This window comes from Hyphomonas chukchiensis (assembly GCF_000682695.1).
In the GTDB taxonomy this organism is placed as follows: domain Bacteria; phylum Pseudomonadota; class Alphaproteobacteria; order Caulobacterales; family Hyphomonadaceae; genus Hyphomonas; species Hyphomonas chukchiensis.
On record NZ_AWFG01000001.1, the window covers coordinates 387,969 to 404,260 of the forward strand.

At 62.0% G+C, this 16,292-nt stretch carries 18 protein-coding genes and 1 pseudogene; 8 read left to right on the forward strand and 11 right to left on the reverse strand.

What is annotated here, in order from left to right; genetic code table 11:
• Positions 1–62: 62 nt before the first annotated feature.
• The 3 genes and pseudogenes from rpsA to mscL all read left to right on the forward strand — a co-directional run.
• Positions 63–1,742, forward strand: a pseudogene (gene rpsA, locus HY30_RS01890) (30S ribosomal protein S1); the annotation flags it as partial.
• Positions 1,743–2,171: 429 nt separating this feature from the next.
• Complete coding sequence (locus HY30_RS01895; RefSeq protein ID WP_034736304.1) at positions 2,172–2,471, forward strand: integration host factor subunit beta; 300 nt, start codon at positions 2,172–2,174, stop codon at positions 2,469–2,471.
• 109 nt (positions 2,472–2,580) lie between these two features.
• On the forward strand, positions 2,581–2,991 hold the full coding sequence (mscL, locus tag HY30_RS01900; protein WP_051614644.1) for a large conductance mechanosensitive channel protein MscL: 411 nt from the start codon (positions 2,581–2,583) through the stop codon (positions 2,989–2,991).
• Between the two features lie 114 nt (positions 2,992–3,105).
• Here mscL and HY30_RS01905 read toward each other — a convergent pair whose 3' ends face one another.
• Genes HY30_RS01905 through HY30_RS01925 form a run of 5 tightly spaced genes read right to left on the reverse strand, consistent with a single transcriptional unit; the run spans position 3,106 to position 7,097 of the window.
• Positions 3,106–3,726, reverse strand: a complete 621-nt coding sequence (locus HY30_RS01905; protein WP_034736308.1) for an HAD-IA family hydrolase — start codon at positions 3,724–3,726, stop codon at positions 3,106–3,108.
• Positions 3,727–3,733: 7 nt separating this feature from the next.
• Positions 3,734–4,453 carry a DUF3299 domain-containing protein gene (locus HY30_RS01910; protein ID WP_034736310.1) on the reverse strand — a complete coding sequence of 240 codons (720 nt, stop codon included), beginning with the start codon at positions 4,451–4,453 and terminating at the stop codon, positions 3,734–3,736.
• 59 nt (positions 4,454–4,512) lie between these two features.
• Positions 4,513–5,781, reverse strand: coding sequence for an ABC transporter permease (locus HY30_RS01915; protein WP_034736312.1), 1,269 nt, complete (start codon positions 5,779–5,781; stop codon positions 4,513–4,515).
• Positions 5,778–6,473: an ABC transporter ATP-binding protein gene (locus tag HY30_RS01920; RefSeq protein ID WP_034736314.1), complete on the reverse strand. Its 696-nt coding sequence runs from the start codon at positions 6,471–6,473 to the stop codon at positions 5,778–5,780. Before HY30_RS01920 ends, HY30_RS01915 begins: the two co-directional genes overlap by 4 nt.
• An 18-nt stretch (positions 6,474–6,491) precedes the next feature.
• Positions 6,492–7,097: a ZrgA family zinc uptake protein gene (locus tag HY30_RS01925; RefSeq protein WP_034736317.1), complete on the reverse strand. Its 606-nt coding sequence runs from the start codon at positions 7,095–7,097 to the stop codon at positions 6,492–6,494.
• A 196-nt stretch (positions 7,098–7,293) separates the two neighbouring features.
• Here HY30_RS01925 and HY30_RS01930 point away from each other — a divergent pair, with 196 nt between their 5' ends.
• Both HY30_RS01930 and HY30_RS01935 read left to right on the forward strand, forming a co-directional pair.
• Positions 7,294–8,085, forward strand: coding sequence for a ZIP family metal transporter (locus tag HY30_RS01930; RefSeq protein ID WP_241765614.1), 792 nt, complete (start codon positions 7,294–7,296; stop codon positions 8,083–8,085).
• A gap of 103 nt (positions 8,086–8,188) precedes the next feature.
• Positions 8,189–9,070, forward strand: a complete 882-nt coding sequence (locus HY30_RS01935) for a hypothetical protein (protein WP_034736321.1) — start codon at positions 8,189–8,191, stop codon at positions 9,068–9,070.
• On the opposite strand, the gene HY30_RS01940 is transcribed toward HY30_RS01935, so the two are convergent.
• Positions 9,067–9,528: an Lrp/AsnC family transcriptional regulator gene (locus tag HY30_RS01940; RefSeq protein ID WP_206741392.1), complete on the reverse strand. Its 462-nt coding sequence runs from the start codon at positions 9,526–9,528 to the stop codon at positions 9,067–9,069. The genes HY30_RS01935 and HY30_RS01940 overlap by 4 nt on opposite strands.
• 111 nt (positions 9,529–9,639) lie before the next feature.
• Here HY30_RS01940 and HY30_RS01945 point away from each other — a divergent pair, with 111 nt between their 5' ends.
• Complete coding sequence (locus tag HY30_RS01945; protein ID WP_081812006.1) at positions 9,640–10,710, forward strand: PLP-dependent cysteine synthase family protein; 1,071 nt, start codon at positions 9,640–9,642, stop codon at positions 10,708–10,710.
• Positions 10,711–10,719: 9 nt separating this feature from the next.
• On the opposite strand, the gene HY30_RS01950 is transcribed toward HY30_RS01945, so the two are convergent.
• Both HY30_RS01950 and HY30_RS01955 read right to left on the reverse strand, forming a co-directional pair.
• Positions 10,720–11,058: a hypothetical protein gene (locus HY30_RS01950; protein ID WP_034736326.1), complete on the reverse strand. Its 339-nt coding sequence runs from the start codon at positions 11,056–11,058 to the stop codon at positions 10,720–10,722.
• Positions 11,059–11,140: 82 nt separating this feature from the next.
• Entirely contained in the window at positions 11,141–12,436 is a 1,296-nt protein-coding gene (locus HY30_RS01955; protein WP_034736329.1) for a polyhydroxyalkanoate depolymerase, read from the reverse strand.
• 191 nt (positions 12,437–12,627) lie between these two features.
• Between HY30_RS01955 and HY30_RS01960 the strand changes: the two genes are divergently transcribed.
• Positions 12,628–13,011, forward strand: a complete 384-nt coding sequence (locus tag HY30_RS01960) for a hypothetical protein (RefSeq protein ID WP_155839211.1) — start codon at positions 12,628–12,630, stop codon at positions 13,009–13,011.
• Here HY30_RS01960 and HY30_RS01965 read toward each other — a convergent pair.
• Genes HY30_RS01965 through HY30_RS01975 form a run of 3 tightly spaced genes read right to left on the reverse strand, consistent with a single transcriptional unit; the run spans position 13,008 to position 15,304 of the window.
• Positions 13,008–13,430, reverse strand: a complete 423-nt coding sequence (locus HY30_RS01965; protein ID WP_034736332.1) for a hypothetical protein — start codon at positions 13,428–13,430, stop codon at positions 13,008–13,010. The genes HY30_RS01960 and HY30_RS01965 overlap by 4 nt on opposite strands.
• A gap of 58 nt (positions 13,431–13,488) precedes the next feature.
• Positions 13,489–14,160: a DNA-3-methyladenine glycosylase I gene (locus HY30_RS01970; protein WP_034736333.1), complete on the reverse strand. Its 672-nt coding sequence runs from the start codon at positions 14,158–14,160 to the stop codon at positions 13,489–13,491.
• Positions 14,161–14,173: 13 nt separating this feature from the next.
• A complete protein-coding gene (locus HY30_RS01975) occupies positions 14,174–15,304 on the reverse strand; it encodes an iron-containing alcohol dehydrogenase (protein ID WP_034736334.1) in 1,131 nt (376 codons plus the stop codon).
• A gap of 296 nt (positions 15,305–15,600) precedes the next feature.
• Here HY30_RS01975 and HY30_RS01980 point away from each other — a divergent pair, with 296 nt between their 5' ends.
• Positions 15,601–16,281 carry an OmpW/AlkL family protein gene (locus HY30_RS01980; RefSeq protein ID WP_034736335.1) on the forward strand — a complete coding sequence of 227 codons (681 nt, stop codon included), beginning with the start codon at positions 15,601–15,603 and terminating at the stop codon, positions 16,279–16,281.
• Positions 16,282–16,292 lie beyond the last annotated feature (11 nt).

Below are 16,292 nucleotides of genomic sequence, written 5' to 3' on the forward strand. Positions count from 1 at the left end.
CCGACGCGGGCTGCAATGGTGCAGGCCCGCCTTGAACCGTTCGCCCCGTCCCCGGAGACACAATGACTGACAAGATGAACCCAACATCCGACGATTTCGCGGCGATGTTCGAATCGTCCGCTGCCGCGGGCGCCATGCAGGAAGGCCAGGTTATCCCGGCCACTGTCATTCGCATCGAAAACGAAAACGTCCTGGTCGATATCGGCCTGAAAACCGAAGGCCGCATTCCGGTCAAGGAATTCGCCCTCGAAGACGACCAGCCGAAGCCCGGCGATATCATCGACGTGTATCTCGACCGGATCGAGAACGCCCTCGGCGATGCCGTCCTCTCGCGCGACAAGGCTCGCCGCGAAGAGCGCTGGATCAAGCTCGAGCGCAGCTTCAACAAGGAAGAGCCCGTCAAAGGCGCCATTTCCGGACGCGTCAAAGGCGGCTTCACAGTCGACCTCGGCGGCGTCAACGCCTTCCTTCCCGGCAGCCAGGTGGACATCCGCCCGGTTCGCGACGTCGGCCCGCTCATGGGCGAAGTCCAGCCGTTCGCCATCCTCAAGCTCGACCGCACACGCGGCAACATCGTTGTCTCGCGCCGCGCCATCCTTGAAGAGAGCCGCGCAGAACAGCGTGCCGAAATCGTCTCGGACATGAAAGAAGGCGACGTCCGCAAGGGTATCGTCAAGAACATCACCGATTACGGTGCGTTCGTGGACCTCGGCGGCATCGACGGCCTGCTGCACGTCACCGACATGAGCTGGAAGCGCATTAACCATCCTTCGCAGGTTGTTGAAGTCGGCCAGGAAGTCGAAGTGCAGATCGTCAAGATCAACCCTGAAACCCAGCGTATCTCGCTCGGCATGAAGCAACTCGGTTCCGACCCATGGGACGGCATCGACTCGCGTTATCCGGTCGGCGCACGCCTCAAGGGCCAGGTCACGAACATCACCGATTACGGTGCATTCGTTGAACTGGAAGACGGCGTTGAAGGCCTGATCCACGTCTCCGAAATGAGCTGGACCAAGAAGAACGTCCACCCCGGCAAAATCCTCTCGACGACCCAGGAAGTCGACGTGGAAGTGCTGGACGTCGACAGCGACAAGCGCCGCATCTCGCTCGGCCTCAAGCAGACCATGGACAATCCATGGGACGCATTCGTTGCCGAACATCCGGTCGGCTCCGAAATCGAAGGCGAAGTCCGTGGCATCACCGAGTTCGGCCTGTTCGTGGGCCTCGGCCCCGACCTCGACGGCATGGTGCACATCAATGACATCGCCTGGGACAAGTCCGGCGAGCAAGCCATTGAAGGCTTCAACAAGGGCGACATGGTCAAGGCACGCGTCCTTGACGTCGACGTCGACAAGGAGCGCATCTCGCTCGGCATCAAGCAGCTCAGCGGCGACCCGATCGCAGCCCCTGCCGATGGCGGCACGGGCCTCAAGCGTGGCTCGATCGTCACCTGCACTGTCACCGAGATCACCTCGGGCGGTATCGAAGTCGAGTTCGGCTCCCCGGCGATGAAATCCTTCATCCGCCGCTCCGACCTCAGCCGCGACCGCGCAGACCAGCGCCCTGAGCGTTTTGCTGTCGGCGACAAGGTCGACGCCAAGATCCTCACAGTCGACCGTGGCTCGCGCCGCGTCTCGCTGTCGATCAAGGCGCTCGAGATTGCTGAAGAAGCAGATGCTGTCGCCCAGTACGGTTCGGCTGATGCCGGCGCCTCGCTCGGTGATATCCTCGGTGCAGCCCTTGCCTCCTCTTCGGTCGGCAAGCCTGCCAAGGCGACGTCCGAGAAGGTCGAAGCGACACCAGCTTCTTCCGACGGCATCAAGGCCGGTGACGTGTCCTCGCTCGACGAGCGCGGCCGTCTCGAAGGTCCGCAAGGCGATGCTGACGACCTGAAGCAGATCAAGGGTGTCGGTCCGGCATTCGAGAAAAAGCTAAACGAAGCCGGTATCTACCACTTCTGGCAGGTCGCTGCCCTCAATGATGCCCAGATTGCAGAGCTTGAAGAAGAGCTCAGCTTCCAGGGCCGCATGGAACGTGACGATTGGAAAGGCCAGGCCGAGGAATTCATGTCCTAGGCTTGCCCGGGAAGCGGCACCCGCTTCCTAAAATTGATGAAATGTTTGCGGCGGGGGCCTAGCGCTCCCGCCGCAAATACGTTTAATAACAACAACATGCTAAAGTCAGAACTCATCGCGAAGCTTGCTTCAGAATATAGCCACCTGCGCCAGGAGGATCTTGAGCGCGTGGTGAATGTGATTCTGGACGAGATTGCAGACGCCCTCGCCCGCGGCGACCGGGTTGAACTGCGCGGCTTTGGCGCCTTCTCTGTTCGCAAGCGCGACGCCCGCAAGGGCCGCAACCCGCGCACCGGTGCACCCGTCAAGGTGCCCGCGAAGGCAGTCCCCTTCTTCAAGGCCGGCAAGGAGTTACGCGCCCGCGTGAATGGTGGCGAGGATCCGGAAGCGAGATAGGCAGCCTGGTTCCACCTGGAGCCGTAAAGTCGTCGCTTGACCGTGGATTCGAATAGTCTGATTAATTCCGTATTCTTTACGAAACACACAATCTGGGAAGGGGCTGACTATGCTCAAGGAGTTCAAGGAATTTGCGATGAAGGGCAACCTCATCGACATGGCGGTCGGCTTTGTCATGGGCGGCGCCTTCGCAACGGTTGTGACAGCCTTCATTCAGGGCGTCTTCCTGCCACTTCTCGCGCCCATCATGGGCGGCATCGATCTCTCAGCGCTGAGCTACACGATCTCGCCCGCAGTCGTTGATGCTTCGGGTGAAGTGACCAAGGAAGCCGCCATCATCGAGCTCGGCAATTTCATCAGCGCCGTGATTTCCTTCATCATCGTGGCCTTCGTGATGTTCATGATAATCAAGGGCATGAACTCGATGAAAAAGAAGGAAGAGGCCGCACCGTCCGAGCCGCCGCGCCAGGAAGTTCTTCTGGAAGAAATCCGCAACCTGCTTGCAAAAGGCGCCAAATAGGCGACGCAATGCGCATTCGTAAACCGTTAGGGTTTTTTCCTTAAGGCTTACGATCAGTAGAGTGCCAGGTAGAGTAAGGAGAGGGGCAGCCGATTGGCTGCCCTTCTTTTTTGCCTAAAGACCCAGCGCGGCAACGAGATCGTTATGCGCGCCTTCGGTAAAATGGAAGGCCTGCCAGCCAATGCTGCGCGCCGCCTCGACATTCTCGGCCATGTCATCAACCAGCAGCATGTGCACCCCCGGCATGCCAAGCTCCTGTTCCAGATGGCGGAAATAATCCGTATCGGGCTTGGCGACGCGCATCCGGCCAGCGGCAAAGATCCGGTCCATGTGCTGGTCAAAGCCCATGTCGGACTCAATGAAAGCCGTGCGGTGGATCTCGTTATTGGTGGCCATCACATTGGCAATGCCGCGCTGGCGCAACTGCGCGACCATGGCCAGTACATCCGCGTCGGGCAGGGCATCGCGGGTGAACCAATAGTCGAGGATCTCCCCTTCCCGGCCCACCGCCCCATTCGTGCCAGCCCATTCAGTGACAAGTTCCTTCAGGCAGGCCTCGCCGACCATGGCCTTCTGGAACCGGCCCTGAAAGAGAAAGCGGCTGAACGAATCCAGCGACAGGCCAAGGTCCTCGGCAAAACTTCGCGACCAGGCAAAGACGCCGTCCTGCACATTGCGGTTCAGCACGCCGTCGAAATCCCACGCGACGACCCTGATGTCTTCAGGTCTGATCATGCCGGCCTCAGTAATCGTATTTCGTCAGGCTCGTCATCTCGATCGTATAGGCCGCATCGGCCAGATCGGAATTCTGCGTCTGCGTCCGGATCGTGCCTTCGATCCAGACCGCCTGCGCCAGGTCCTTCAGCTTGATCGGCGTATCGGTCTTGACGAAAATCGTCTGGTTCGGCGGCGGTGGCGGGGCGTGGATACAGGCGCCGAAATAAGGGACCAGCAGGAATTGCGTGATCTCGGCCTTCGAGCCGTACTCGAACGGCACCGTATAGCCCGGAATGCGCACCTTCACGCCATCAAGCGCGGCCACCGTGTTGAACGTGCCGATCTGCATGGCCGTGTCGGCAGCAGAGCCTTCGGCAATCGGCGATCCGGAATAGAGCGAGGCCATCTGCGACTGGTACATCTGGGCGAGGCGCTCCTCCTCCCCTTCCGGCATCAGGTCTTCCCAGCCAATGGGGCGAATGCCGCGGGCTTCCAGGTCAGCCTTGATGCGCGCTTCCTCGACGGCCTTGGCGACAATGGAGGCATCCTTTTCGGCTTTCTTCTCTGCGGCCTTGGCGGCCTTCTCGGCATCGCTCTCGCCAATCTTGTCACCGACCTTTGGGCCGGCGTCGGTGGTGGATGTGGCGGCGGCTGGCGCTGCAGGCGTTTCCGGCTCAGCGGTCTGGCCGCAGGCGGTGACAAGAGTCACAAGTAGGGCGGCGGAAAGGATCTGGATCGTTTTCATGGGTCTCAACTTAAACTCCGGGTGCTGGCAGGACTAGACGGTTTGAGCGGTTCATTCAGTCACACTTTCACGGACAGGCCATCGGCCAGCGACCGGCGGAAGGCCGCCCAGGCCGGCACCATGCCGATCAGCAGCGAGGCCAGCGTCACCGCCAGCAAGGTATAGAGGTCCGTCAGCCCCGGCCCTGTCCCGGCGAGCGACACGCCATAGCGCGCCTCCACCATCGGCCCGGCCACCAGCAGGATCGCATGGATCAGCAGGATGCCGACCACGGCGCCCAGAAAGCCGACCAGACCCGCCTCCAGCACAAGCAGGCTGAAAATATGCCCCGGCCGGGCGCCTACTGCGCGCAGGATCGACATCTCACGCCGTCGTTCGTTCAGGCTCGTCAGGATGGAGGTCAGGATCGACACGAGGCCCACCGCAATCACGAACACGGACACGGCCATCAGCGCCCGCTCGGCAAAGGCGGTCACGCTCCACAGTTCGGCCAGCGCCTCACCCGGAATGATCGCCATCAGCGGCTCGCCCTTGTTCGTATTGATCGCCCGGCGCGTCGTCAGGATCGTGCCCTTGCGCTCAAGGCCCACGAAAAAGGCCGTAATGGTCTTGGGCGTCAGATCGAAGCTACGGATCATCTTCTCGTCGATCGTATCGGCGAGCGGGTTCTTCGCGCCGGTCTCCCAGCCGACATGTATCGCCGTGATCGCCTCCAGCGAGACATGCACCGTGCGGTCCACGGGCGTGCCGGTTGGCGCAAGGATACCGACCACGCGGAAGGGCCGGTTCTCGTGCCCTCCCCCGATCCCTGCATTGCCAAGCCCATGGCTCAGCACCAGCGGCGTGCCGATCTCATAGCCAAGCTCGCGCGCCACATCGGCGCCAATCACGGCATCAAACAGGTCGCTGAGTTCCGCACCTTCGGCGAGCTTCAGGGGTTGTCCGTGACCATATTTGTAATGGACGAAATAATCATTCGTCGTGCCAAGCACCCGGAAACCGCGATGGCTGTCGCCCAGCGAAATGGGCACGGTCCAGGCGATATCCGGTCGGCTGGCAATTTTCTGATAGGTCGGCCACGAAACTTCCGCCGTCGCATTGCCCATCCGGAACACCGAATAGAGCAACAGGTTCACGGTGCCCGTCGGCGCGCCGACAATCAGGTCCGTGCCGGAAATCGTGTTGCCAAAGCCCTCACGCGCGCCGGTCCGCGCCTTGTCGACACCGAGGAAGAGCGCAACTGACAGCGCTACGGCCACCAGGGTCAGGATCACCGATCCCTTGCGGTTCATCAGGCTCTTCCAGGCCAAAGTGAGGATTGCGCTCATGCGGTCACCCCTGCCCTGTTGATCGCGGTCAGATCAACCGCCCGATCAAACAGGCGCGCCAGCGACGCATCATGGCTGACGAACAGGAGCGCCGCGCCTGTACGCGCCGCCTCTTCCGACAGGAGGGTGATGAACCGGTCACGGGTATCGGCATCGAGCGCTGAGGTCGGCTCATCCGCGATCACGATTTCCGGTGCTCCGATCAGGGCCCGCGCCGCTGCCACCCGTTGCTGCTGGCCGACCGACAGGTCCGACACACGCCGTTCCAGAAGCGACTCATCCGTCAGGCCAAGCCGCCCGAGCAGGCGCTTCGCCTCTTCCTCCGCATCTCCGCCAACGGCCTTGCGCCGCGCAGCCGAGAATTTCAGCGGCAGCGTCACGTTCCCGACGACGGAGAGGTAAGGGACCAGATTGAACATCTGGAAGATCACCCCGAGATGGTCGGCCCGCATCCGGTCCCGGGCAGAACTGGAAAGGGACGCAAGGTTCTGCCCCAGCACGCTGACCCTGCCCGCATCTGCCTCCAGCACGCCCGCAATCACGCCCAGCAAAGTCGACTTGCCGGAACCTGACGGCCCGCGCAGGAACAGCCGTTCGCCGCGCGCCAGCGTAAAGGCGGGCACGTCCAGAACGGCCGCATGGCCCTTCCACGCAAAGCGTAGCCCTTCGATCTGTATGGCAGGGTCGTTCATAAGAACCGTTTCGGGCGTCTAACGGGTGGCCAGTTCAGGATTGCCGGGCGTCAGCACTGCTGCTGTCTGCGAGTCAGGACCGACGAAAACCGCATCAACGGTCTGGAAACCCGGGAATTCGGAGAAGGCGTTGAGGCGCACGCCGTCCAACTTGTCGAGCGCGCTGCAGGTGAATTCGAGGGTCAGTGTCAGGCCACTATGGTCGCCGACGGTGCGGGTCTGAATATGGCGGTTGCCTTCCGTGCAGTCGGCATTGCCCTGGAAGCTGACAAGCTTGTCGCCAATGCCGGTGCTGACTTCCAACGCATCGGTGTCGCCTTCACCAAGGCCGAAATTGGCGAGCGGCGCATCCAGGGTAACAGTCAGCACGTCGCCATCAACGGCAACCGCGAATTCGCCTGCGCCATGCACATGTGCCTCACCGGCCGCTGCTGCAGTCTCTGTGGCCTCGGGGACTTCAACCGTTTCCGGCACGGCAGGCGCTGCCTCCATATTTTCGGGTGCTTCAACCGACGGCACTTCTGGCGCGGCCGGCGCAGATTCGGTCTTCTTGCTGCAACCCGCCAGCGCCAGAGCTGGGACGGTCAAAATCAGGCACAGAGCCACACGCGGTGAAGTGAACATGAAGAGGGGCCTCCTGGCGCCGTAATGAGGGGAAATTGCGCGAACCGCAAATTTGTACTCGCGATTTGCATAATGAGACTATATAACATTTTTCCACAAGGCCGCATTACCGTTTTTCGCTGCAGCATCGCCTATTCTGTTCATTTTCTGGCCCTGCGCGGCCTACCGAGACCGCTTTCCATTCATGCTCCAGTCCATGCAGGCCCCTCTTTTCTTCGGCTTGATTGCCGCCTTTGTGACGACGATCGGCCTTATCGCCGTTGCCGCGCGTGGCGACTGGAGTGCGCGCCATTCCGGCCTGTTCGCGCTCGCCGCCGGTGGCATGCTGGTCACGCTCAGCATCCTCCACATCACGCCCGAAGCCTTTGCGCTCAGCCCGCATGCCCCCGGCCTGATCCTTTCGGGCTTTCTCGGCGGACTGCTCATGAGCTTCCTTGTCCGCGTGATCTTTCCCGAAGGCGGAGAGGAAAGCCATGCCGCTGCCGCAACGCCCGTGCTGGCCATCGCGCTCCACTCATTCATCGATGGCATCGTCTATTCGGTGACCTTCGCGGCCAGCTTTTCATCCGGCGTCTATGCCGCGACCTCGCTTCTTCTTCACAAGTTTCCCGAAGGCGTGATCGCTTTTGCCATCCTGCGTCGGCACGGTTTCGCCAACCGTCAGGCCTTCCTTCTGGCCTTCCTCGCGGCGGCGGCGACCACCCCGCTGGGCGTCATTGCCTCGGCGCCCTTCATGTACGGGCTGGGCTCTGAAACCATTGGCAACCTCTTCGCCATTTCAGCAGGGCTCCTCCTCTATGTCGCCACCGGACCGCTGATGGAGCCGCTGAAGGAAGAACCGCCCCTGCGCAGCTTCCTGTCGCTCGGCGCAGGTGTTGCCATCGCCGTCGCAATTGCGAGCCTGCCCTTCCATCGTCACAGCCATGCCCTGAACGAAACGCTCTTTCATAATCACGACCCCGCACACATCCACCCGCTCAGCGATTGACGTATCGGTCTTTCCGGGCTGCAATCAGACCTGCTGAACGGATCGGACGCGCTTGCATCGGCATGGCCTTTGCAACGTCGTCTCCAGTTCAGGGAGAGTCTCGATGGCCTATTCACGTTTCGCACTGAAAGCAGTCTCAGCCCTGATCGCCTCCGGCATAAGCGCCTTGATCGGATTGGCGCCATATGCCCATGCCGAACCCGCCTGCGGCCTTGCGGACGCCACCCGCTACCAGAACGCCATCTCCGCGCCGACAGAAGAAGGTAGCCCCGCCTATTTCCTGCGCACGGCAGAGGCCTTTATCGCCGCCTGCCCTGACCGGTTTGAAGTACGCGAGGCCCACCTTGTTGCCGCCCGTGCAGCGCTCGATTCCGGGCGCGCCGATGTTTCCGCCTTCCATTACGATGCAGCCCTTGCCGCTGGCGCCCAGCTTTCACCATCTGCCCGCATGGACCAGGCCGTCGTGCTGATGGCCACCGGCGAACAGGCCCGGGCCCGCGAAGCGCGCAACCTTGCCGTCTCCGGCTGGCTTGCGACGCTTGATGCGACCAATGCTGCAACACTCGCATCCTACCAGGTCAGCGGCGGCACGATCTATTCCGTCCGCTACACCCATCCCGATCCCGGTCTGGCCGTCACAGCGCTCTGGATGGCGGTGCCGACAGGCACTGGCCTGCCATCCAGCATCCTGATCCGGAATGCGCCCCAGCGCGCCGCCTGGCGCAGCCTGCGCGAGGGGGCGGATGCGCCTGAACTCATTGTCGCCGAACGCCTCACCTGCCGCTCAGCCGCGCTGCTGGGCGAAGTGACGGACGATATCTCCCTTAAAGACATTGATCGCGGCGCGATCGGCGAGCTTGCGGCCTATCTGGGTCATCCTGACACGCTCCTCTCGACAGACAAGGGAGAGCCAATCGCAGCCTGCCTCGGCCTCAACCGCATGATGCATGTGCCCGGCCAGAGCGACCCGTCCATGCTGCGCTAGACCGGCAACTCGGTCGTATTCTTCATGCATTCCATGGCAAACGTGGCGCTGACATCTGAAATGTTCACCCGCGCGATCAGGTCCTTGTAGACGCGGTCATAGTCGTGAACGCTGCGGGCCTGCACTTTCAGCAGATAGTCCACCTCGCCCGCCATCCGGTAGAACTCGACCACTTCCGGGATCATGCGCACCGCATCGGCAAAGCGCTTCAGCCAGCCGGCCGAATGGTCATTCGTGCGGATCGCCACGAAGATTGTCTGGCCGAGCCCCAGCTTTTCGGCATCCAGCAAGGCCACACGCCGCGCAATCAGCCCGCTCTCCTCCAGCCGCTTCACACGGCGCCAGCACGTATTGGTCGAAATGTCCGCACGCCCGGCCAGCGATTCGAGCGACAGCGTGCCATCCGCCTGAAGCGCGCGGAGCAGGATCCGGTCTGTATCATCAATTTTTTCTTCCATTCGTCCCATATATCGAAATATCTACCCATATTCCATCATAATTATTGTAAGACTGCGATGATATTTGATCGCATCTGTGGGACTCTCCCTCACTGAAATGAGGAGATATCCATGCCACTCGCCCTTGCCACCGCGACATCCCAAACCGCAATCCGCACGGCGAACCCGGTCGATCATCCTCGCCTGCGGGCCCTCTCGAACCTGATCGGCCGCACACCGCTCCTCTCGATCCACCTGCGCTATCGCGGCGTTGAGCGCGTGATCCACGCCAAGGCGGAGCACTATAATCTCACCGGCTCGATCAAGGACCGCATGGCCTTTTCGATCCTCAGCCGCGCCATGCGCTCCGGCGCACTGCGTCCGGGCGACCGCATCGCGGAAGCCACCAGCGGCAATGCCGGCATCGCCATCACCGCGCTGGGCCGTGCGCTCGGCCACAAGGTCGACATCTACATGCCCGACTGGATGAGCGACGAACGCAAGAGCCTGCTGCGCAGCCTGGGCGCGGACCTTCACCTCATCAGCCGCGAGGAAGGCGGCTTCATCGGCGCCATTGAAGCCACACGCACCCTCGCCGCAAGCCAGGACGGCGTCTTCCTGCCCTGCCAGTTTTCCAATTGCGACAATACGGGCGGCCATTGCGACACGACCGGGCCGGAATTGCTGAAACAGATGGCCGTGCTGGGCCTCACGCCGGACGCGTTCGTCGCCGGTGTCGGCACGGGTGGCACCGTGATGGGCGTCGGCCGGGCCCTGCGCGCCAGCCTTCCGGACGTTAAAATCCACCCCCTTGAGCCGCTGGAATCGCCAACGCTCTCCACCGGCCACAAGGTCGGCAGCCACCGTATCCAGGGCATTTCGGATGATTTCATTCCGGCCATTGTCGACTTTGCCCAGCTCGATGATGTCATCGCTGTCTCCGATGGGGACGCGATCCTCATGGCGCAGGCGCTGGCCAGCGAACTCGGCCTCGGTGTCGGCATCTCGTCCGGTGCCAACCTGATCGGTGCCCTGATGGCCGCCGAACGGCTTGGGCCCGACGCGCGCGTCGCAACCGTATTCTGTGATGACAACAAGAAATACCTCTCGACCGCACTGTCACGCAGCGAGCCGGTCAAGGAAGGCTATCTCAGCCCGGAGATCGAATTGCTTGGCTTCGAAGCGACGCCCTGCCCGGCCTGATCGGCCGACCTAATCCGCCTTGGCGCAGATCGCCCAAACCTTCAGCTTCCACTTGGGTGAAAAGCTGCTCTGGTTCCGGGCATTGACCATCCAGTGCGTGCCATCATAGGCGGGCTGGCTGGTGGTCGCCTGCCCCTCGAGAATGGCGTCGGTCTCGTCGAGCGCCGCCCAGCCGCCTCCCGTCACTTTCTTGTCCTTCGGACAATTGACGATGAGTTGCTTGGACACGGTCGCATCGACAACCGTTTCCTGGGCTACGATTTCGTATCCTGCCAGCTGCGCGCTGGCTGCAGGCGTAACGACGGCAGCCGTGGCAAGGGCCAGGCTGAAGGCTTTGATCTGGGGCATTTTAATACTCCCTAAGACAAAACGGCGCCCCATCCGGACGCCGCTTCAGTCTAACAGGAGTTGAACCGGCTGCGAAGCGGGGTCAGCCTGCGGCGGCGACCTCACGGGCCGTCACTTCGGCTTGCACGTCCATGAAACGACGCGTGAACTGGCTCACGCGCGGCGCAATTTCCGTGCGGAACCGGTTGCCGTTGAACACACCATAATGGCCGACGCCCGGCTGGATATAATCCGCCTTCATATCGTCGGGGATCTTCGTGCAAAGATCATGCGCCGCCTGCGTCTGGCCAATGCCGGAAATATCGTCCTTCTCGCCCTCGACCGTCATCAGCGCCACATCGCGGATCGCCTGCGGCTTCACCAGCCGCTCACCGCGATACCTGTAGATGCCGCGTGCCAGATGGTGCTCCTGGAATACACGCTGGATGGTCTGCAGGTAGAATTCCTCGGTCAGGTCGAGCACGGAGAGATATTCGTCATAGAACTCGCGGTGCTTGCCGGCCTCGTCTCCGTCACCATCGACGAGGTGATTGAAGAAGTGCCATTGCGCATCGACATGGCGGTCCCAGTTCATGTTCATGAACGAGGCCAGCTGCACGAAGCCCGGATAGACGCGGCGCATCACGCCCGGATAAGGCGCCGGAACGGTGTGGATCATGTTTTCTTCAAACCAGGCGAACGAGCGCTCTTCGGCCAGCTCGTTCGGCACCGTGGGGCTGCGGCGCGCATCAATGGGCGAGCCCATGAAGGTCATCGAAGCCGGGCGGGCCGGGTCATTGTCCTCAGCCATCATGGAAATCGCGGCCAGAACAGGCGGTCCCGGCTGACAGACGCCGAGCACATGGGCGCCCGGGCCGACATGGGTGATCATGTCACGGATATGGTCGATATAATCATCAAGATCGAACCGGCCGAGCCAGACCGGCGCCATGCGCGCATCCGCCCAGTCGGTGATGTAGACGTCATGATTGGGCAGGAAAGCCTCAACCGTGCCGCGCAGCAGGGTCGCATAGTGGCCAGACAGCGGCGCGGTGATGATCATGCGCGGTAGCGGCGGCGCGCCCGGCTTGCGCACGGCGGCCAGCTGTTCGGGGTCTTTCTTGAAGTGGATCAGGTTGCACCAGGGCGAGCGCCAGGACACGGTCGGTGTCACCTTGATCGGCGCGCTGTTCACGCGAACCGTGTCAATCCGCCATTCCGGCTTGCCATAATAGCGTGTGGAACTCTCGAAAACGTCCGCAAAGGCAGCGAGCGATTTGCCGTATTCCGTCTTGCCAAGGGGATTCAGCGGGGAAAGAAGCGCCGCCCGGCCAGCCTTGGCGGCCAGTCTCATCGGCGCCATTGCCGCGCGGTTCATTTCGACAAGTGAGTAAAGCATCGCGTTACAAACCTTTCATGCTGCATTGCAACATAAGAGCAGTTTTCCGGCGTAGCAAACAGATTCGCCATACGCGCGTGATGACGACTACCCGCCAGAATAATTGAATTTGTGTAAAATTTGCACGCGGGTGGTCGCAAGAGAGTTAAGAAGCCGATGCTCTAACGTAAGCTTCAGGGAGGACGAGACCCATGTTCCTTAAGTGTGAGCCAAATCCCCATCGCGCGGGCCGGATGACCCGCACGCTGGTGTTCGAGCATGTTCCGGGCCAGCGCTACGCGATCGATGCTGAGCAGCTGCACAAAAAGCCTGAACTGCTGAACGCATTCGGCCGCAACATGTATGCGCGTTTCCGCGTGCTCGACGCGATGGCGTACATGATCTGCCTGCTCGGCTTCCTGGCCACGATTGCCTTCGTCTGGTGGGCCTTCATTCCGGGCTTGGCCATCTGCGTCCTGATGCTGGCGACCAATCGCAAGTCAGCCGGCGAGATTGCGCGCAAGGCGGCCACACGTTCGGTCGACAATTTCCGCGCGCTCCACGAAATGGGCTGTCTTTGGCTGGTTTACGCCTAGATCCCGATCAGGCCCAGAATGCCGGCAATCACGGCAATCAGCATGAACATCAGTGACAGGCTGACCGATACGGCCCGCTGATCCTTGCGCCGCGTCCGCACGCCTTTCGGGTTCTTGCCCTCTTTCGGGGCCAGCATGAGCCGCGTCGAGAAAAAGCCGAAGGCGGCCAGCGCCGCCGTCACCGCCGCCGCCCAGCTCGTCGCAATCGCGAAAAACGCCATGGCTGCCAGCATGATGCCGGCAATCGGGACGGCAGTTGCGTGCAGCAATTCGCGCACATGCCGGTCAGCCCGGCTGCCATCAAGCTTGTCGAAGCTGCAATTGGGCGAGGCAATCGCCACGACCCAGCCAGCGCCAATGGCCATGGCGCTCGCCGCTACGCCCAGACCGCCCGCATAATGCTGTATCTCTGTAATCATGCGCGAATCATGCAGGGATTCGGCGAGCCGCAGGAAGCAAATTCGCTATTCGCGCCTTTTAGCCGGTGCTCAGCGCCAGCAACCGACTGATGGTTGCCCGCGGCAGTCCGCTCTCACCATGCCAGCCGTTGACGGCGGCCTGCACTTTCGCGAGGTCGCCCTTGCTGGTGGCCGCAGGCTTGTCCAGTACCCCCTCGCGCTTCAGCGCCGCGCACATGTCCCCCGACGTGATCCAGGCATCCCAGCCGCAAAAGCGCAGAAAATACTGCGCCGTCGCCCCGCCAAGCCGGGAGCCGCGCTTGTTCAGCGTCGCCATCAGTCCCGTCTGGTCATCGGCGGGCCAACTGGCAAGAAAATGCCCGAAACCGCCCTCATTCTGCTCGATCTCGGCGACCATGCGCGCATTCTCCAGCGTCGCCTTGATCTTCTGCCCATTGCGCACGATCCGCTCATCCGAGACGAGGTCGCCCATCATTTCGTCGCCAAAAAAGGCCAGCTTCGCCGGGTCAAAGCCCTCAAAGGCCGCCTCGAAGCCATCCCACTTGGCCTCGATGACCTTCCAGTTGAACCCGGCATTGAACATGCAGCGCGTCATCGTCGACAGGAGACGATCCGCCGGCACCTTGGACAGGTTCTTCACGCCATGCGCATTGCGCGCCTGCGCCAGCACGGCCTCGCGGCCGCCATGATGCTGGCCGGCACGCTCAATCACCTTGTCGAACGTGCCCATGGCCTTCAATCCTTCAGAGTGCGGTTTCGTAGACCTTGGCATAATCGTCCGCGCTCATCGTGCGCGGATTGCCGAAATGCGCGAGATCCTTGAGGGCATATTCCACGATGCCGGGGCCATCGGCAGCCGTCAGGCCGATATCGGACAGTGTCTTCGGAATGCCGATCGCATCATTCAGGTCCTGGATCGCATCACCGAGATCCGCCTTGGCCTTCAGGCCCATGGCCGCGCGCAGGCGGACATATTTCTCGTCGGCCGCGCCCTCATGGAAGCGCAGGATGTGCGGCAGGAAGATCGCGTTCAGCGTGCCATGGTGCAGTTTCTTCTCGTGCAGACGGCCAGCCGCATGGCTCAGCGCGTGCACGCCACCAAGCCCCTTCACGAAGGCCAGCGCGCCCTCATAGCTCGCCATCATCATGTGCCAGCGCGCTTCGGGGTCGCCGCCATCCTTGACGGCCTTCTCGAGCCAGCCACCCCCAAGCGCCCGCACGACACCGTCATAGCCGATGCCTTCGGCCGGCGGGTTCACGGTTGGCGTCAGCACAGCCTCGATACAGTGCGTCACCGCGTCCATGCCCGTGGCCGCCGTCATATAGGCCGGCAGGCCGAGCGTCAGGTCCGGGTCGCAGATCGCCGTCGACGGAATGAGGTTCGGTGAGGCGAACGTCTCCTTACGGCCATTCTCCATCGTCGTGATCATGCCGATCGACACTTCCGAGCCCGTGCCCGCCGTGGTCGGAATGGCAATCAGCGGCGGAATCTTGCCGATCTTCTTGGCCCCGCCAATGATGGCCGCATAATTCTCGAGCGGCTCCGGGTGCGACGCCATCAGGCCGATCGCCTTGGCATGGTCCATCGACGAGCCACCGCCCACGGCAATGATGCCGTCCGCGCCGCTATCCTTGTAGGCCTGCGTCGCGATCTTGGCCTGCGTCTCGGTCGGGTTGGCAACCGTCTCGGCGAAGATGCCTGCGGGCGCAGTGCCCAGAGCTGCCACGACCTTGTCCAGGATGCCCGCCGCCTTGATGCCCGGATCCGTCACGATGAAGGCCCGCGTGATGCCGAGCTTCTTCGCGGTGACTTCCAGCTGCTTCAGCGCGCCGGAATCGAAAATGCAGGGCGTAAGGAAATTGATGACGGGCATGAAAACTATCCTGTGAGGGCCGGGATCGGCATGTGGGATGCCATGTTCCCCGCTCGCGCGCACAAGTTCAAGCCTGCCGCAGCGGGAAATGCCCCGCCATCACGCCGCACCCCATCCCTCAACCCGGCGCAATCCGTCCATATCCCATGCCCGGCAGGCGGCATCAATCGGGACTTCTACCTATCCGGGCGCTCATGTCGCGCGGCGTGCGACCGCGCGTCAAAACGGTCAATTACCAAAGCAAAAACAAAGGTCTACCTCCCGCCCATCGCAGTCACTTTTCGGGGTACAGACCAATGAAAAATCTCCTTCTCGCCGCCCTCATGGCCAGCGCCGCCTGGGTCGGAACCAGCCCGGCCGCCGAGGCCCAGGACAATCCCTGGATGCTGCGCGCCCGCGTCATCGGCGTCCTTCCCGACGAAAGCGGCACGCTCAAGGTCGGCGGCACAAGGCTGCCCGGCGACGTGGATATCGGCGACCAGTACGTGCCGGAATTCGACATCACCTATTTCTTCAACAAGCACATCGCCGCTGAGCTGATCCTCGGGGTCACGCCGCATGATGTGAAGGCCGTCAACGTCACCGTTCCCGGTGCGCTGACCGATGCCACGATCGACCTGGGCGATGTCTGGCTGCTGCCACCCACGCTGACCGCCCAATACCATTTCACCGAAATGGGCCGCTTCAAGCCCTATGTCGGCGCCGGCATCAACGCGACTTTCTTCTTCAACGAGGATGAAGGCAAGGTGGCCGATGGCATCAGCTATGATTCCAGCGTCGGCCCCGCCCTGCAGGCCGGGTTCGATTATGATCTCGACGGCGAGCCAGGTGGCTGGGCCTTCAATGCGGACATCAAGAAGATCTGGATCAATACGGACGTCACCGTCGACTTCACAACGGCGCTGGGCGCCAAGGTGAAGGCCGACGTGGATATCGATCCGCTCGTGATCGGCATGGGGCTTGGCTACAAGTTCTAGCGCCGGACGGG

Coding starts and splice junctions, on each gene's coding strand:
- HY30_RS01950 (WP_034736326.1), bottom strand. CDS start 11,058: ATGCCCCAGATCAAAGCCTTCAGCCTGGCCCTTGCCACGGCTGCCGTC.
- HY30_RS01910 (WP_034736310.1), bottom strand. CDS start 4,453: ATGAAAACGATCCAGATCCTTTCCGCCGCCCTACTTGTGACTCTTGTC.
- HY30_RS01920 (WP_034736314.1), bottom strand. CDS start 6,473: ATGAACGACCCTGCCATACAGATCGAAGGGCTACGCTTTGCGTGGAAG.
- HY30_RS01905 (WP_034736308.1), bottom strand. CDS start 3,726: ATGATCAGACCTGAAGACATCAGGGTCGTCGCGTGGGATTTCGACGGC.
- HY30_RS01915 (WP_034736312.1), bottom strand. CDS start 5,781: ATGAGCGCAATCCTCACTTTGGCCTGGAAGAGCCTGATGAACCGCAAG.
- HY30_RS01960 (WP_155839211.1), top strand. CDS start 12,628: ATGTTCCTTAAGTGTGAGCCAAATCCCCATCGCGCGGGCCGGATGACC.
- HY30_RS01895 (WP_034736304.1), top strand. CDS start 2,172: ATGCTAAAGTCAGAACTCATCGCGAAGCTTGCTTCAGAATATAGCCAC.
- HY30_RS01940 (WP_206741392.1), bottom strand. CDS start 9,528: ATGGAAGAAAAAATTGATGATACAGACCGGATCCTGCTCCGCGCGCTT.
- HY30_RS01980 (WP_034736335.1), top strand. CDS start 15,601: ATGAAAAATCTCCTTCTCGCCGCCCTCATGGCCAGCGCCGCCTGGGTC.
- HY30_RS01965 (WP_034736332.1), bottom strand. CDS start 13,430: ATGATTACAGAGATACAGCATTATGCGGGCGGTCTGGGCGTAGCGGCG.
- HY30_RS01970 (WP_034736333.1), bottom strand. CDS start 14,160: ATGGGCACGTTCGACAAGGTGATTGAGCGTGCCGGCCAGCATCATGGC.
- HY30_RS01975 (WP_034736334.1), bottom strand. CDS start 15,304: ATGCCCGTCATCAATTTCCTTACGCCCTGCATTTTCGATTCCGGCGCG.
- HY30_RS01945 (WP_081812006.1), top strand. CDS start 9,640: ATGCCACTCGCCCTTGCCACCGCGACATCCCAAACCGCAATCCGCACG.
- HY30_RS01930 (WP_241765614.1), top strand. CDS start 7,294: ATGCAGGCCCCTCTTTTCTTCGGCTTGATTGCCGCCTTTGTGACGACG.
- mscL (WP_051614644.1), top strand. CDS start 2,581: ATGCTCAAGGAGTTCAAGGAATTTGCGATGAAGGGCAACCTCATCGAC.
- HY30_RS01935 (WP_034736321.1), top strand. CDS start 8,189: ATGGCCTATTCACGTTTCGCACTGAAAGCAGTCTCAGCCCTGATCGCC.
- HY30_RS01925 (WP_034736317.1), bottom strand. CDS start 7,097: ATGTTCACTTCACCGCGTGTGGCTCTGTGCCTGATTTTGACCGTCCCA.
- HY30_RS01955 (WP_034736329.1), bottom strand. CDS start 12,436: ATGCTTTACTCACTTGTCGAAATGAACCGCGCGGCAATGGCGCCGATG.